Annotated in this window: 14 protein-coding genes and 1 tRNA gene; 6 read left to right on the plus strand and 9 right to left on the minus strand. The window is 46.4% G+C overall.

The features are described from left to right. Window positions 1-42: 42 nt before the first annotated feature. The 3 genes from sstT to MN210_RS00300 all read right to left on the minus strand — a co-directional run bounded on the left by sstT (window position 43) and on the right by MN210_RS00300 (window position 3,966). Entirely contained in the window at window positions 43-1,263 is a 1,221-nt protein-coding gene (gene sstT / locus MN210_RS00290) for a serine/threonine transporter SstT (RefSeq protein WP_011959347.1), read from the minus strand. A 540-nt stretch (window positions 1,264-1,803) separates the two neighbouring features. Then, window positions 1,804-2,304, minus strand: coding sequence for a DNA polymerase III subunit chi (locus MN210_RS00295; protein ID WP_338412354.1), 501 nt, complete (start codon window positions 2,302-2,304; stop codon window positions 1,804-1,806). A 15-nt stretch (window positions 2,305-2,319) separates the two neighbouring features. Next, window positions 2,320-3,966, minus strand: a complete 1,647-nt coding sequence (locus MN210_RS00300; protein ID WP_110815878.1) for a leucyl aminopeptidase — start codon at window positions 3,964-3,966, stop codon at window positions 2,320-2,322. A gap of 530 nt (window positions 3,967-4,496) precedes the next feature. Between MN210_RS00300 and MN210_RS00305 the strand changes: the two genes are divergently transcribed. Together MN210_RS00305 and MN210_RS00310 are read left to right on the plus strand one after the other, a co-directional pair. Continuing rightward, window positions 4,497-5,897 (plus strand): LptF/LptG family permease, encoded by a 1,401-nt coding sequence (locus MN210_RS00305; RefSeq protein ID WP_338412355.1) that lies wholly within the window; start codon window positions 4,497-4,499, stop codon window positions 5,895-5,897. Further along, window positions 5,894-7,243 carry an LptF/LptG family permease gene (locus MN210_RS00310; RefSeq protein WP_338412356.1) on the plus strand — a complete coding sequence of 450 codons (1,350 nt, stop codon included), beginning with the start codon at window positions 5,894-5,896 and terminating at the stop codon, window positions 7,241-7,243. Before MN210_RS00305 ends, MN210_RS00310 begins: the two co-directional genes overlap by 4 nt. A gap of 190 nt (window positions 7,244-7,433) precedes the next feature. On the opposite strand, the gene MN210_RS00315 is transcribed toward MN210_RS00310, so the two are convergent. From MN210_RS00315 to MN210_RS00335, 5 genes are all read right to left on the minus strand, one after another. Continuing rightward, window positions 7,434-8,042, minus strand: coding sequence for a class I SAM-dependent methyltransferase (locus MN210_RS00315; RefSeq protein ID WP_011959352.1), 609 nt, complete (start codon window positions 8,040-8,042; stop codon window positions 7,434-7,436). A gap of 89 nt (window positions 8,043-8,131) precedes the next feature. Continuing rightward, a complete protein-coding gene (locus tag MN210_RS00320; protein ID WP_413775362.1) occupies window positions 8,132-8,824 on the minus strand; it encodes a phosphoglycolate phosphatase in 693 nt (230 codons plus the stop codon). 36 nt (window positions 8,825-8,860) lie between these two features. Further along, window positions 8,861-9,355 carry a DUF4385 domain-containing protein gene (locus MN210_RS00325; RefSeq protein ID WP_110815881.1) on the minus strand — a complete coding sequence of 165 codons (495 nt, stop codon included), beginning with the start codon at window positions 9,353-9,355 and terminating at the stop codon, window positions 8,861-8,863. 127 nt (window positions 9,356-9,482) lie between these two features. Continuing rightward, window positions 9,483-9,558, minus strand: a tRNA-Phe gene (locus MN210_RS00330). 94 nt (window positions 9,559-9,652) lie between these two features. Further along, window positions 9,653-10,087, minus strand: coding sequence for a hypothetical protein (locus MN210_RS00335; protein WP_241878851.1), 435 nt, complete (start codon window positions 10,085-10,087; stop codon window positions 9,653-9,655). Between the two features lie 237 nt (window positions 10,088-10,324). On the opposite strand from MN210_RS00335, the gene hisB reads away from it, so the two are divergent. The 4 genes from hisB (at window position 10,325) to MN210_RS00355 (ending at window position 12,820) form a co-directional block, all read left to right on the plus strand. Next, window positions 10,325-10,951: an imidazoleglycerol-phosphate dehydratase HisB gene (gene hisB, locus MN210_RS00340; RefSeq protein ID WP_241878852.1), complete on the plus strand. Its 627-nt coding sequence runs from the start codon at window positions 10,325-10,327 to the stop codon at window positions 10,949-10,951. A 4-nt stretch (window positions 10,952-10,955) separates the two neighbouring features. After that, window positions 10,956-11,591, plus strand: coding sequence for an imidazole glycerol phosphate synthase subunit HisH (gene hisH, locus MN210_RS00345; protein WP_011959357.1), 636 nt, complete (start codon window positions 10,956-10,958; stop codon window positions 11,589-11,591). A gap of 358 nt (window positions 11,592-11,949) precedes the next feature. Then, window positions 11,950-12,285: a hypothetical protein gene (locus MN210_RS00350; RefSeq protein ID WP_227535337.1), complete on the plus strand. Its 336-nt coding sequence runs from the start codon at window positions 11,950-11,952 to the stop codon at window positions 12,283-12,285. Window positions 12,286-12,376: 91 nt separating this feature from the next. Then, window positions 12,377-12,820, plus strand: coding sequence for a PACE efflux transporter (locus tag MN210_RS00355; RefSeq protein WP_011959359.1), 444 nt, complete (start codon window positions 12,377-12,379; stop codon window positions 12,818-12,820). Between the two features lie 66 nt (window positions 12,821-12,886). Here the strand turns inward: MN210_RS00355 and acnA are convergent, their stop codons facing one another. Beyond that, window positions 12,887-15,667, minus strand: a complete 2,781-nt coding sequence (gene acnA, locus MN210_RS00360; protein ID WP_338412357.1) for an aconitate hydratase AcnA — start codon at window positions 15,665-15,667, stop codon at window positions 12,887-12,889. Window positions 15,668-15,858 lie beyond the last annotated feature (191 nt).

Consider the following 15,858-nt stretch of genomic DNA (forward strand, 5'->3'; position numbering starts at 1 on the left):
TGGCTTATTAATTATTGGCTTAACCGTGCTAAAACCTAGCCATTAAGCGGTTTTGTTTTTCATTATCGGATCAGCTGCAGCGGTGAATAGCACATCGGTTGATGAGTTAAGCGCAGTTTCTGCAGAATCTTGTACCACCCCGATGATAAAGCCGATGGCCACAACTTGCATTGCAATATCGTTTGGAATGTTAAATAAGCTACATGCCAGAGGGATAAGTAGCAATGAGCCACCTGCCACACCAGAGGCACCACAAGCAGCAACTGTCGCCACCACACTCAGCAGTAGCGCAGAACCGAAGTCAACCGGCACGCCTAAGGTATGGGCCGCCGCTAAGGTTAAGACGTTAATGGTGATAGCAGCGCCGGCCATGTTGATGGTCGCGCCCAAAGGTAGGGTCACAGAATAGGTGTCTTCATGTAGGCCAAGTTTTTTGGCTAAGTTCATATTGACCGGAATGTTGGCCGCTGATGAACGGGTGAAAAAAGCGGTGATACCAGACTCACGCAGGCAGGTGAAGACCAGTGGATATGGGTTTCTGCGGATATTAAAGGCGACAATAATGGGATTAACCACCAAGGCGATAAATAGCATACAGCCCACCAAGATGGTCAGCAGACGACCGTAGCTCATTAATGCGCTAAAGCCGGTCTCAGCAATGGTATTGGCCACTAAGCCTAAGATACCAATAGGCGCAAAGGCGATAACAAAGCGCACCACATTAGAGATGGCTTCTGATAAATCAGAGACCATAGTACGGGTCGTGGCAGAGGCTTTACGCAGCGCAAGACCGATGATTAATGCCCAAGCTAAGATGCCCATGTAGTTGGCATTAGCAATGGCATTAACTGGGTTGTCTACCAAATTCATAAGCAGTGTGGTCAATACCTCTTTTAACCCTGAAGGCGGTGCTTGGTCGGCCACCGCTTCAATGGTGTTTAGACCAAGAAGCTCGGTAGGGAAGGCAAAGCTTGCTACCACCGCCGTTAAGGCCGCCAAAAAGGTGCCAAAAATGTACATGATTAACACCGGTCTAACATGAACTTGGCTCTCGCCTTGATGCTGGCTAATGGCTGCCATGACCAATATAAACACCAAAATAGGTGCCACAGCCTTCAAGGCACCCACAAATAAGCTACCGAGTAGCCCTAATGCGACACCGACTGAAGGCATTAACCAGCCTATTAAGATGCCAAGTACTAGCCCAACAATAATTAGGGGTACCAAGCCAATACGCTGGTACATATCAATAAGGGCTCTCATAAGCGCTCCATACTAGTAAATACTCGTGCTGAGTAAATACAAAAAATTTAAAAATAAAAATGTTAACAGCCCTGTCAAACAATCTGATTGATGCTGCAATACTTTCGTTTTGCTAAGGGTGATTGTGCGATAGAGCCTCGAGAGCCCGTCATCTTAAGTAGTAATAAATATCGTGGCCCGTAGCGAAGTGATCCCTATCTCATAATCAATTCATGCACTGATTATACAAAACTTCAACTCAACTGCAACATATAACTATAAATTGGTATAGTCAATTTAGGATAAATAAATAGATTTTAGGAATGAGTTGAGCTTAAGTTTTTGATAGTTAAATAAAAACTAAGCGGGCGGTGCAGCTGCATAGAAGATCGAAAACAGAGGTCGTAAAGAGGCGGAGCTTGAATAAGGAGAAATTAAGGGAGCGATTTGTGAGCAATTAACAAAGACGTCACGTGAGAAATTAAGAGAGAGGTTACCAGAAAAGAGACGTTAAGAAAGAGGTTAACAGAGAAGCTAAGACTGCTGCGACTCTATTGATTTTTATTTATTGATCGGAAAATAGTTAAGCTCAAAGCCCAGTTGCTGATAGGCACGGTACTTGTCACGGCCAAGTTGCTTGCCTGCCTCATCGGGGGTAATGATTTCAAGAACCCGTTCTGGCAGCACAGCGGCTGTCGTTTCTACAGATAAGGGAAGGGGAGTGGCAGCAAGGTTTAAAATAACGCCATCAAAACCCCCAGGCAGCGTTGATACCAAGCTAACAGGTGCCGACAGCTGGCTGACAGCGGCTTCTTGTAAGATAAAATCATGAGCGACGAAGCTGACTGGGTCAAAAGACCACAGCTGAGTATCGAGCTGTTTAAGACGCTCTACTTGATCGTCAACGATGACCAAACTGTGCTCGCTTTTTTGCAAAACTGTCTGGGTCAATCGGCACACAAAGTTAAGCACTGCCTCGGCGTTGGCCGCTGAGGCAGTGCTTGATGCAGCGGCGTTATCGTTAAGATAACGCTCACCCAACACATAAAAACTAATTTGCATTGCTAATGGCTTTGATTATTGAGCTAGGTTTTTTAGGTACTGCATGAATAGCGGTACCGGACGGCCTGTTGCCGCTTTTTCTTTGCCTGAAACCCAAGCGGTACCAGCGATGTCTAAATGCGCCCACGCTTGGTCTTCTTTTACGAAGCGTGATAAGAAGCAAGCAGCGGTAATGGCGCCGCCATCACGGCCACCGATGTTTTGAATATCAGCGATGGGCGAGTCAAGCTGGGTTTGATACTCATCATCCATAGGCATGTGCCAGATAAGATCGCCTGATTGTTCACTGGCGTTTTCTAAATCAAATAGCACATCTTCGTTATTACTAAATACCGCTGAGCGTACGTGACCCAATGCCACCACACAAGCACCAGTTAAGGTGGCCACATCAATGATGGCACGTGGGTTATAGCGCTGTACATAGCATAAGGTATCTGCCAGTACCAAGCGGCCTTCGGCATCGGTGTTTAAGATTTCAACGTTCATACCGTTCATGGCTTTAACGATGTCGCCTGGGCGAGTCGCCTCCCCTGAAGGCATGTTTTCGGCACAAGCCAGCGCGCCCACGACATTGATTGGCAGGCGGGCTTCACATAGGGCTTTGATGGTGCCCAATACAGACGCTGAACCGCCCATATCAAATTTCATCTCATCCATTGCCGCACCAGGCTTAATAGAGATACCGCCTGAGTCAAAGGTCACGCCTTTACCCACTAAGACGATAGGGGCATCGAAATGCTCTTCTACAACGTCATCTGCAGCCACTTTGGCGGCTTTGGTTTTGGCAGATTTTTTGGGTAATTTATCGGCCACAGCCTTGATGTTATTGGCCAAAGTATCGGCTAGGCTTGAGGTGGTATTGGTAGGTGCTGCATTGGCTTGACCTTTATATTCAAGGATAACCAATTGACCTTCGCGTGCTGAGCCACGTGATACTGACAAGAAGCAGTTCATGCCAAGCTCTTGCATTTCGCTTTCGCCAAGCACAGTGACTTGTAATAATTCAGGGTAGGCTTTGGCCAAAGCACGGGCTTGATCAGCCATGTATTCTGGGAAACAGACGTTGCCAGGCTCATTGGCCACATCACGAGCTAATGATTGACCGCTGTGAACTGCCGCGGCGTAATCTACATCTGCTTGAGCCACACTGCTTGAGACTAAAGTGATTTGATTTAACGCAGCGTCTGTTTGTTCTGATTTGTATTTATCAAAGCGATAGCTTGCGTTTAGCAGCTCAAGTACCAGTTGATGTAGGCTGTCATCCGCTAAGTCATCACCGATGGCAATGGCTAAGTCAGTGACTCGGCTTTGGGTGTTTTTATACAGTGCACTGGCAATTTTTTTAATAGAGGTTGAGCTGAATTTATCTGGGTTACCAATACCCACTAACAGCAGCTGCAAAGGTGTCTTTTTGGCGTCTGCGGCTAAGGCAAAATCTGCCACAGTTTCGCCCAACTTGCCTTTAAAGTTAGAAGCTGCAATTAAAGCTTCAATACGGGGCTTATAAGCTTCTAAGCCTTTGAAGCTACCAATTAGATTGGCATCATCATCTACCAACACTGCTAAGCAGTGGCTTTGAACCGCTTCTGGGGCTGATTTTTTTAGTAGTTTTTTTGTTGTAAGCTTTGGCAAGGTTTTGCTGACTGAAATACTTAAGCTCATGATAATTCCTATGTGTTTATAAAAATGAAAGTCTATTTGTTATTGAATATCGCCTGCCATTTGCGACAGCAGTTATGCGGTTATTATTATATCCTGAGCAGGCGCGGCGCAGTCGGCTATAAGCCGCTTTGCTTTAAGCAATAGTTTAACATATTGGCCTAAGTTGTGGGCCTTAGCACTTATTGGGCACGCTTATCTAGGCTATCTATTTTTACGGTAAATCAAGTTGACCGGTTATTGGCAACCCTATTATTGACAGAAACATGCTAGGATATGAGGGCTATCTTACACTCAATATCACTATCATCGCGATAGTGCTTACGATTATAATACGTGTCAGTTATTAGGGACTGATTTCTAAAAGATAAGCGAACACAGCTTTGCTGTATAGCCTATGTAATCAAGCGGTATTGAGCCCTGGAATATAGCTATCATGTCAGTACTTGATGCAAGCTGTGCTTGATTTGGTTCATCCCTGTAATTTATCTTTCTTCAATAATTTGAGTTTGCCTGTGATTTTACGCCGATATATGACCCGACAAGTTGCCTCAACTACCGCCTTGGTGTTGGGGTTTTTAGTGGTTTTACTGCTAGGCGGAAGAATGATCCGTTACTTCGGTATTGCTGCTGAAGGGCGCTTGGATGTGGGGCTATTGTTTTCTATTATTGGCTACAACTTGCCCTACTTCTTAGAACTGGTATTGCCACTGTCCTTTTTTATTGGCTTAATGTTGGTATTTGGGCGGCTGTATGTAGACCACGAAATGGCGGTACTCAACGGCAGTGGTATCTCACGCGGCCGTCTGGCACGATTAATGATTCCGCTGATTTTGGTGTTATTCGTGTTAGAAGCAGGGCTGTCTCTTTATGGTAAGCCTTGGGGGGTAAAAAACTCTGAGAGTATTTGGCAGCAGCAGTCTTTAAGCAGTGCCTTTGACCTTATTCGTCCGCAGACCTTTATCAATAGCGATGACTACCATTTGTATGTCGGCAGCATGAATGACAACAAAACCGAGCTGCAGGATGTGATATTAATCCAAACGGCCAAAGATGCCGCCAAATCGGTAAAGCCTGGCGCTACGGTACCGGAGGCGACCACCAACGCCCCTGCGGTGCGCTTAGGCCAGCAAGAGCTTGAGGGCTCAAACTCCGCCAATCAGTCCGTCTCCTCGATTGATAAAGACAAAGCCATTACCGCCGTCACCAACCCTGTCGCTGCCTCGCAAGATAAACCGGCAGCAAAGCCTGCAATCACGGCCGATGACGATCGCGATATTATCGTGTTGGCCAAACGCGCCGTTCAGGTCAAGGGCAGTGAAGAGAGCGGCAAGACACAACTTGATCTGTTTCAAGGTCGACGTTATGAAGTAGGCGCAGATAGCTTGGTGTATAGCCAAATTGGTTTTGAGCGTTATCGCATCAGTATCAATCAACCGCCTGCCGATGTTTTGACAGAAGAGAACGTGACTACCCAATCGGTACCTGCCCTATGGAAAGCGGCCACTGGGCAAAAGGTGGCTACCAAAGCAGATGGCAGCACTGAGCCTGAGCCACAGCAAATCTTATCCGCCCAAGCAGAATTGGGCTACCGTTTGGCACTGCCTTGGCTAATTATTCTAGCGCCTATGCTGGCTGTGCCCCTAGCTCAAGTAAGACCCAGACAAGGGCGCTGGCTGCGACTGTTGCCGGCAATTTTGATATTTACCAGCTGCGTGTTGGTGATTATTTCTCTTAAAAACGCCATTACCAAGGGCACCTTGTCTGTGCTGAGTTATCCGCTGGTATTAATTGGCTTTATTGTGTTGGCACTTTATCTTAACTGGGCCAGTCGTATCCATCACAGGGTACGCTTTAGACTCGGCCAACGGGCGCTACAAAGTCAGACAAATCATTCTTCTAATCCTGATATCAATCAAGGAGGCCGGTCATGAAACCTAGGCACACTGACCACTCCGATGCGTCAAAAGACATCCGTTCAGGCCGGATTATCTCGCGCTATGTCAAAAAAAACGCCCTGTTTGCCATGCTATTTGCCGTACTAGGCTTGTGGGCATTGCAGATGGTGTTTGCTTATTTAGCAGAGCTTGAAGACATCTCTGATGCGTATACTTATGTTGATGCCTTAACTTATATCTTTTATCGATCGCCTTACTTTTTGCAGCAGTTTATGCCCACAGGTGCCCTACTTGGGGCAGTGGTGGGACTGGGCTTGTTGGCCAATAACTCTGAGCTGATCGTCATGCGTGCGGCAGGATTAAGCATTTATCGCATTGTGGGGTGGGTGCTGCAGCCGGCTTTTATCTTTGTGATTTTAGCGCTGCTGATTAACCAGTTTATATTGCCACAAAGCAATGTCAAAGCGAGTCAAATCCGTAAGCCAGATACTGCTTTATTGGCGTCAGTTAATGGATACTGGACACTACAAAATGCACCCACTGAAGCGGGCAGCACTACGGATAATAAAGAGGGCTTAGCCAGCGAGCAGGCGCACAATATTATCTTTATTGACTATGCCGATGCCAATGGCAATATCGGTGAGGTCAAGCGCTGGCACTTAGATGCGGACAATAACTTAACCGCTGTCTCTAAGGCCACGGGTGGCACTTATGTGCCTAGTCTGCAACAGGGTCAAGACAAGCCGGTGGTAGCGGCGCAAGATCAATCAGATTCTTTGGCCAATTACCAATGGCAGCTGGATAATGTCACCACCTTAAAGGTGGCCGATAAGGCAGCTATTTTAGAGTCAGATACCTTAGGCAATCAGCCAGCAGCACAGCTAACGGACACGCAGGCTACCTCAGTGGATAGCGATCAGTCAGGACAAGCAATGGCGCTCACGAGCCAGCCTTTGGTGGCCAAGCAAGCTGAGTCGACAGATGTTATTAACCTGCCCATCTCACCAAGCTCGGTGTATCTGCTGACCCGCCGTGCCGAAGATTTGTCATTGACTCAGCTGTATGAGCACAAGCGCTTTAACGCCTCACAAGGCACACGATCACTGGAGCATGAGGTGGCGTTTTGGCAGAAGCTATTGTCACCTTTTTCAGTGTTATCCTTGGTGATCGTGGCCTGCTCATTCGTATTTGGCTCGCTGCGTACACACAGCTTAGGCTTGCGTATTGTGGTGGCAATTATTTTTGGCCTGCTGTTTAGCTATATTCAAGACTTGACCAGCTTCGTGTCCTTGGCCACCGGCGCACCGCCATTGTTAATGGTACTGTTGCCCATTATCGGTAGTGGACTGTTGGGTTTTTATTTAATTCGACGTCAAGGCTAAAGGGGACGAGTTGCCCTAACAGTGTGAATAGCGTTGACCATAAAACAGTTGGTAATAAAAAAGCCCTTCTAATTTTTTTAGAGGGGCTTTTTTATGGTGCTGATCTATTGTAGTTATCTAGTATCTAGGGCAGTTAGCTTAGACGATAACGGCGTGGGATAAACGGGCATTAAGCAGCATTAAGTGCTAGTTACTCTTTAATGGCGCGAGTGATGGTATAGGTTTTGCCTTGTTTTACTTTATCGGCATTGCCAAAAACTTCAGTAAAAGCACGCTTCATAAACTGACGCAGTCCATTGATGGTCACCACGTAGAAGCGGCCACCGGTGCGCATCTTGCTATAAGCATCTAATAGGTATAAATAGTGCTGCTCTTTGCCCACCTTGGCCGGCAAGTTAGACATCACTAAGCTGAAGTCTTTATTGGGATCTACATGATTAAAGCCATTTGATAAATGTACATCGACATTGCTCAGGCCATTGTTTTGACAGTTACGGCGTGCATATTCTACGGCCATAAAGTCTTTGTCAATTAAGGTATGCTGACCTTGTGGACACTCACGCGCCGCTGTCATGCCGAGCACGCCATAGCCGCAGCCTAAGTCAATAGAATCATCATCGCTTTGGAAGTCGATATGGTCCAGTAGCATCAGGCTGCCGGCATCTAGTTTTTCAGGGGAGAAAATACCCCAAGTGGTGGTGAAGTGCATCGGTGCGCCCAGCACCTCTTGAGTAAACGCGATGTCTTCACGCCAGTGGTTGGCTTTTTCTAATAAATCGGCAGGGGGTCTATGCATCATCAGGGCCTTAAGTATCAATAATTACAAAAAATAGCAGCGGCTAAGCGCTCTATAGCACAAGCGTTAAAATACAAACAAGCAGCACAGCGCTATGCGCCATGCTTAATAAGCCAGTCCACCAAGCTTTGAAAGTCATCAAAAGCTTCGGTGGGATTAAGACTTCGAATATCTTGGCCGTAATTATACCCGTAAGATAGCCCAAGCGTATCCATATTGGCGTTTTGGCCGGCCAAAATATCATTTTTTGAGTCGCCAATCATCACCGCTTGCTCAGGGGAGATATCTAAGGTTTCACACACATGCAACAGCGGGGCGGGGTCGGGCTTTTTGACCGGTAAGCTGTCACCGCCCAGTACTTGCTCAAACAGGGACTGCCAGCCAAAGGATTGCAAAATCTTAGGCACAAACTGAATGGGCTTATTGGTCACCAGCGCCAACGTAAAGCCGGCCTGCTTGAGTTGCTTTAGTCCGCTATCGACATGGGGATAGGCAACGGTGTTTTGGCCGCTAATTTGCGCATAGGCATCGAAGAATACCGATTCGGCATGGTCTACCTCAGTTGAGGTTAATTGACCCTCAGCGACCTCTATAGCGCCTACCAGTGCACGTTTTACTAGCATACGTGAGCCATTACCCACCCAGTTGCGAATCATATCGACAGGATAGGGCGTTTTATTAAGACGGGTAAGCATGGTATTGGTAGCTTCGGCCAAATCAGGCACGCTATCAATTAAGGTGCCGTCAAAATCAAAAATAAGCAGCTTTTTTGCGGTCATAGTCATAATCATCTCAATCTAAGGGGCCACTGATGGCTATCCCTATTTTTCGTAGTGTTGTTTATGCGCTTTTTTTAGAGCAAGGTAGGTATCGTTGCTACGGCATAAGTCCCACTTGTGCTTGAAGATACGGGCGGACTCAGCTTTGATGGGGTCTTCGGGCTGGCGAGGTAGCTCTTCGCGTCCATGAGAGCCGCTTTGGCCTTTTTTATCGTCAGGAACTGGGCCTTTGTATTTTTTGCCGCCCTTATGATTGGCATAACGTCGGGCTCGGGTGTAGCCCATCTGCAAAAACTTGCGCGCCATATCGGCACCGACAAAATCCTCGTTATCGAGATACTCTAAAAACATCTGATAAATTTTATCACTGCTTTTAAGTGCCACCTCGGGCGTGGCAAAGCGCCAGTGCGGCAAAATCTCAGATTTGTAAGGCTCAACCAGCAGCACGCCTTGCTCACCGCGTCCGATACGGTACAGCTCCGGATGCTTGCGTAAGTCTAAGTTTATGTAATCTAGGCTATAGTCAAATTGTGACATAAGACACCACTGTGGTGACAAGTATCTTAAGAGTATAGCCCTCAGATAAGCATTTGACCATAAAAAAACCCCCAAACTAAGTAGCTTGAGGGTTAATTATGCTGTAAAGCAGTATTCGGTATAAAGATGGTGGCTCGAGGCAGAATCGAACTGCCGACACAAGGATTTTCAATCCTTTGCTCTACCAACTGAGCTATCGAGCCGTCTTTATGAGGTCGCTATTAAACTAAATATTCGATGGTCTGTCAACCCTTTTTTGATAAATAATTTGAAATATATCAAAAAAAAGCGATTTATTTATGATTTTACCCGAATTAGCTCATATTCAGTCATAATTTTATGAATTTGAGTGTCGGCGGGCATAAATTGACGCACCCCTTTTTTGGTTTCCTTATCATAAACCAATTTAATGAATTTTGCATCAATGCCGCGATTAATATTTTCAGGGTGCAGTGCCAGATACTGCAGACGCTTGGTGTCGGTCTGACCATCATCAAAGCAGCCGACCACGGCAATTGGCTTGTCATTAAACATGCCGACATACATCACATTGCCGTGCTTAAAGGCTTTTTCGAATAAAGTCATGACCGCTTCGCTGTCTGCTAAATCGCCCAAATTGGCATTTTGTGCTTCATATAGCTTGGCAATACGCTCGCGCAGCTCGCCGTCATGCTTGGTTTCACGCATTAAAGGTGCATCAAAGGAGTTAATCGCAACGGCTTCTAGTGGCATGTCAGTCATCCAAAGGTTAGTCAAATTAAGAAATAAAGGGTTTGATTTTGATAAAGATCTTCATTGGGCCTTTATCTATAAGGCTATTTTAGCAAACATTACTTATGGGTATGGGCCAAATAGAGTTTTGCTATGGTTTAAAGGTAAGGCGTTTGCTATCATCAAGATATCCTATATTCCCTGACGCTATTTGGCGACTGTTTCTTCGTTATTATTTTATTAGTGAGCCTATTTGCCATGACTACTGAAATCCATCCAAACCCAGCCAACCGTCCGAATCGTATAGCCAGTGTTGAGCGTAATACCGCTGAGACTCAAGTCAGCGTCACTGTCAATCTTGATGGGACAGGCCAAGGTAAAATCGATACTGGTGTGCCATTTTTGGACCATATGCTAGACCAAATCAAGCGTCATGGTCTATTTGACTTAGACATCACCTGTAAAGGCGATACTTACATTGATGATCACCACAGCGTCGAGGACACCGGCATTACTTTGGGTCACGCTTTTGCCAAAGCGTTGGGCGACAAAAAGGGCATTCGTCGTTATGGCCACTTTTATGCGCCATTAGATGAGTCATTAACCCGTGCGGTGGTAGATATTTCTGGTCGTCCAGGGCTGCACATGGACATTCCTTTTACCCGCTCGCACGTTGGTAATTTTGATGTGGATTTATTCAGCGAATTCTTTTTTGGCTTTGTTAACCATGCGTGGATGACAGTGCACTTAGACAACCTTAAGGGTAAAAATAGCCATCACCAGATTGAGTGTACTTTTAAGGCCTTTGCTCGTGCGCTGCGTATGGCTTGTGAGTATGATGAGCGTGCGCTAAACACGCTACCTTCTACCAAAGAGGCATTGTAACTATATGACCAAAATTGCATTGTTAGACTATGGCATGGGCAACCTCCACTCTGCCAGCAAAGCGTTGGCTGCGGTGGGGGCTGAGGTATCTATTACCAATGATCCAAACATCATCCGTGCAGCAGACAAAATCGTCTTTCCAGGCGTAGGGGCAATGCGCGACTGTATGGCACAGATGCGTGAGCAAGGGATTGATGAGGTGGTCAAAGAAGCGGCCTTTAATAAGCCGGTGATGGCAATTTGTGTCGGCATGCAAGCGCTGTTTACGGAGTCGCTTGAGTTTGAACATACCGAGTGTTTGGATATCCTGCAAGGTCAGGTAAAACAGTTTGACCCTAGCTGGATTGATCCCAAAGGCGAGACCATCAAGATTCCTCATATGGGCTGGAATACCATTGAAGGCATGGATTTGAGTCATCCGCTGTGGCAAGGTATTGATGAGCATGCGCATTTTTATTTCGTACACAGCTATTACTGCGCCCCAGAAGATAACTCTGTGGTGGCGGCGGTGTGTGATTATGGTCAGCCGTTTTGTGCCAGCGTGTTAAAAGACAATCTGTTTGCGACCCAGTTTCACCCAGAAAAAAGCCACAATGATGGGCTACAACTGCTAAAAAACTTCGTTGAATGGAACATCTAACCAACTGGCAACATGACAATTCCAATAACAAGGCCAATAGCAATCAGGCTCGCAGCTAAAAAGACAGCAGCTAAAAAAACAGCCACAAACTAGAAAAATAGCAAAATACCCATCGGCTTTACGGCAGTGGGTATTTTTTTGTATAAAAATACTGGTATAAAATACTTAGCTATCAAGCTTACTTGCCGACATAGAAAATCCCAACAAATCATAACCCATCTTGTGGGTCGCTGCCTTATACTAATCGACTTCATTATTATTCCCCTTCAAGGCCATAGGGCAACTGGCCGAGTCTTGAAGAAGACTTTTGCGCTATAAAGAGAGCTTGGCAAAAGTGAGGCAACTTTTGGACGATAACGTGATCGATTTTCAACAATTTAAAATAAAAGTGATTGAGCTTACCGGACTTGAGAGAGATGCGCTGCATATCTATGTGGGGATCGGCGTGTTTTTAATAACCTTGATGCTGACCCGAAAATGGGTCAGGTATCACCGCACTAGGCTGAAGCTAGCACTGCTTGTGGCCATAGCGTTTGCACTGATGGGTGAGTTTTTGGACTTAAGGCACAGTTATCCCAATCTATCGGGCGATATTTTGGCAGCCAGTATCCATGATATTATCAATACCTGTTTTTGGCCGCTGATGCTGTATGTGATTAATCGCTGGACCCCTTTATTTAACAAAGACGACTGATACTATCAATTGCAACTACTCTCAACCATAAGCTGCTGTCGGCTTAACCCAAAAGTTTTTAGAATAAAATGATGCGCCATAAAGGATAAGAATGACAAGTGCGGTACAACCTGAACAAAAAATGCGTAGCAGAAACGACAGAATCCGTCATGCCCTAGGCTTTGAGATTCTAGGGCTGATGCTGTTTGCCCCTTTGGGGAGCTGGGTGTTTGGCTATGAGCTGCATACCATGGGGGTTATCGCTGTGGCGGCCTCTATTGTTGCCACAGTTTGGAACTACTTTTATAACATATTATTCGATAATGCCATGGTTAAGCTGCGCGGCAGTGTCCACAAAACCCTCCTTATTCGCATCTTACATGCGCTGTTGTTTGAGGGCGGACTGTTGTTATTGTTTATGCCGATCATTGCTTGGTATTTGGGTATCACCTTATGGGAGGCCTTCATTATGGATATCGCAATGGCACTATTTTATTTGGTTTATGCCTTTTTTTATAACATTGCTTATGACAAAGTATTTCCTATTGATCGCTAAATAAAAATGCCCGACCAATTGGCCGGGCATTTTTATTCACACTAAGATCAGTACAAGGTTAAGCCATTAAGCTTGGTTTTCTGCTGCCAGTTGACGCAGTACATAGTGTAATACACCGCCATGACGCACATATTCACGCTCTTTTGGCGTCTGCAGCATCACATTGACTTCAAAGCTCTCAGAGCTACCATCAGCGCGTGTGGCAGTAACGGTGGCGGTTCTGCTTTCACCATTTTCAAGCCCTGTGATGCTGAGCACCTCTGAGCCATCTAAGTTATAAGTGTCTGCATTTTCGCCTTTTTTGAAGGTTAAAGGCAGCACACCCATACCCACTAGGTTTGAGCGGTGAATACGCTCAAATGAGCTGGTCAATACTGCTTTTACCCCAAGCAAAATAGTACCTTTAGCAGCCCAGTCACGGCTAGAGCCTGACCCGTATTCTTCACCACCTAAGACCACCAAAGGACGTTTGTCCTCTTTGTACTTCATCGCCGCATCATAGATGGCCATCTCTTCACCCTGCTCTAAGGTGGCTTTATCACCGCTGAAGTAATAAGTGTAGCCGCCTTCTTTACCGCCCATCATTTTGTTTTTGATACGGATATTGGCAAAAGTACCTCGAGTCATGACCGCATCATTACCACGGCGTGAACCATAGCTGTTGAAGTCTGCTTGCAGTACGCCGCGCTGTTGTAAGTATTTACCCGCTGGTGAATTAGGATCGATATTGCCCGCAGGTGAGATGTGGTCTGTGGTGATTGAGTTGCCAAACAGACCCAAAATACGCGCGCCTGTGATGTCTTTAATGCCTTCAGGCTCCATGGTCATGTCCTCGAAGAACGGTGGGTTCTTGATGTAGGTTGACTCATCGCTCCAAGGATATAGCTGACTATCGGCTGAGCTTATGGCGTTCCAAGCCTCACTACCGTTAAATACTTCGCCATAGTTCTTGCGGAACATCTCAGCATCAATGTTATTGGCAATCAGCTCGTTAATCTCAGCTGAGGTCGGCCAGATGTCTTTTAAGAACACATCATTGCCTTCTTGGTCTTGACCTAGAGGCTGTGTGGTCAAGTCAATATCAACCGTACCTGCTAGGGCGTAAGCCACTACTAACGGTGGAGAAGCCAAATAGCTGGCTTTGACATGCGAGTGGATACGACCCTCAAAGTTACGGTTACCCGATAACACGGCAGCGGCCACTAGGTTGTTCTCTTCAATGCCTTTTTCAACCGCTTCTAAAAGTGGGCCTGAGTTACCGATACAGGTGGTACAACCATAGCCGACTAAGTAGAAGCCGGTTTTTTCAAGCTCATCCATCAGTTTGGTTTTTTCTAGATAATCAGTGACCACTTTTGAGCCTGGAGCCAAAGAGGTTTTTACCCAAGGCTTGGCTTTTAGACCTTTGGCCGCTGCCTTTTTGGCCACCAGACCAGCACCAATCATAACCGCAGGGTTTGAGGTGTTGGTACAAGAGGTAATGGCAGCGATAACCAAGGAGCCATCATGTAGCTGATGAGTCTTGTTATCGATATCAATGCTTGAGAACACCTTCGGTTTGGCAGACAGACGCTCAGCCTGCTCTTGCTCACCGCCTTCTTCATCAAAGCGTACTTTGCCTTCTTTTTCTGAGGCGCGATCTTTTGTCATGGTATGCAGCGTTTCGCCAAATTTTTGATGCATATCTGCCAAGTTGATGCGCTGCTGTGGTAGGTTTGGACCGGCCAGTGCAGGCTGTACAGTAGATAAGTCTAGATGTAGGTTACTTGAGTAAGTGGCCGCTGGGGTATCGGCATCGTGCCACAATCCTTGCGCTTTAGCATACTGCTCTACCAGCTCAATTTGTGCTTCATCACGGCCCGATAGGCGCAGATAGTCAATGGCCATCTGGTCAATAGGGAAGATACCACAAGTGGCACCGTACTCTGGCGCCATGTTGGCAATCGTTGCACGATCCGCCAGCGGCATGCTGTGTAAGCCCTCGCCATAGAACTCAACGAATTTACCAACCACACCATGTGCCCGCAGCATTTCGACCACACGCAGTACCAAGTCAGTGGCGGTAACCCCTTCTTGTAGCTTGCCTGTCATCTCAAAGCCAACCACTTGCGGGATCAGCATAGAGGAGGGCTGTCCGAGCATCGCAGCTTCCGCCTCAATACCGCCCACACCCCAGCCCAGCACGCCAATACCGTTAATCATAGTGGTGTGGCTATCGGTACCAAAGACGGTATCTGGATAAGCGGTGAGCTCACCGTTTTGTTCACTGGCCATCACCACACGTGCTAAATACTCAAGGTTAACTTGGTGCACGATACCGGTGGCTGGTGGGACAACTACGAAGTTTTCAAAGGCGTTTTTGCCCCAGTGCAAAAACTCATAGCGCTCATTGTTGCGTTTAAATTCGATTTTCTCGTTTAAATCCAATGAGTCTTCACGGCCGTAGACATCGACTTGTACCGAATGGTCAACGACCAGTTCACTGGGAATAAAAGGGTTGATTTGATCAGCTTTACCGCCAAGCTTGACGACCGCATCACGCATGGCTGCCAAGTCTACAACAGAGGGCACGCCCGTAAAGTCTTGTAGCACTACACGCGCCGGCATAAAGGCAATCTCTTTTGAGGCCTCAGCGCCTGCGTCCCAGTTGGCGACTGCTTCAATATGGTTCTCACCCACAGACTGTCCACCATCTTCATTGCGCAGCAGGTTCTCTAACACCACTTTCATGCTGTAAGGCAGACGGTTAATATTGGGGTATTTTTCAGCCAGTTTGGGTAGGCTATAGTAGGCATGGTCTTTGCCAGCGACAGTTAAGCTGTCTTTGACGTTAAAAATATCACTCATGATGGCTTCCTTTTCTAGTTATTAACTTTTTTATAGTATTAAGTCATTGATAGGTAAGGTGGCTAACTGCGTACTCTTCTGTGAGTCGTGTTGGGCTATTCCTTAGCCGAAGTTTTTTAAGCTTCACTTATAAGGCCTTAGATAAGCTTATAAGCGTTAAATAATAGTGAGCTTGTGACGTATTTATCATA

The organism is Psychrobacter raelei, from assembly GCF_022631235.3.
GTDB classification, from domain to species: Bacteria; Pseudomonadota; Gammaproteobacteria; order Pseudomonadales; family Moraxellaceae; genus Psychrobacter; species Psychrobacter raelei.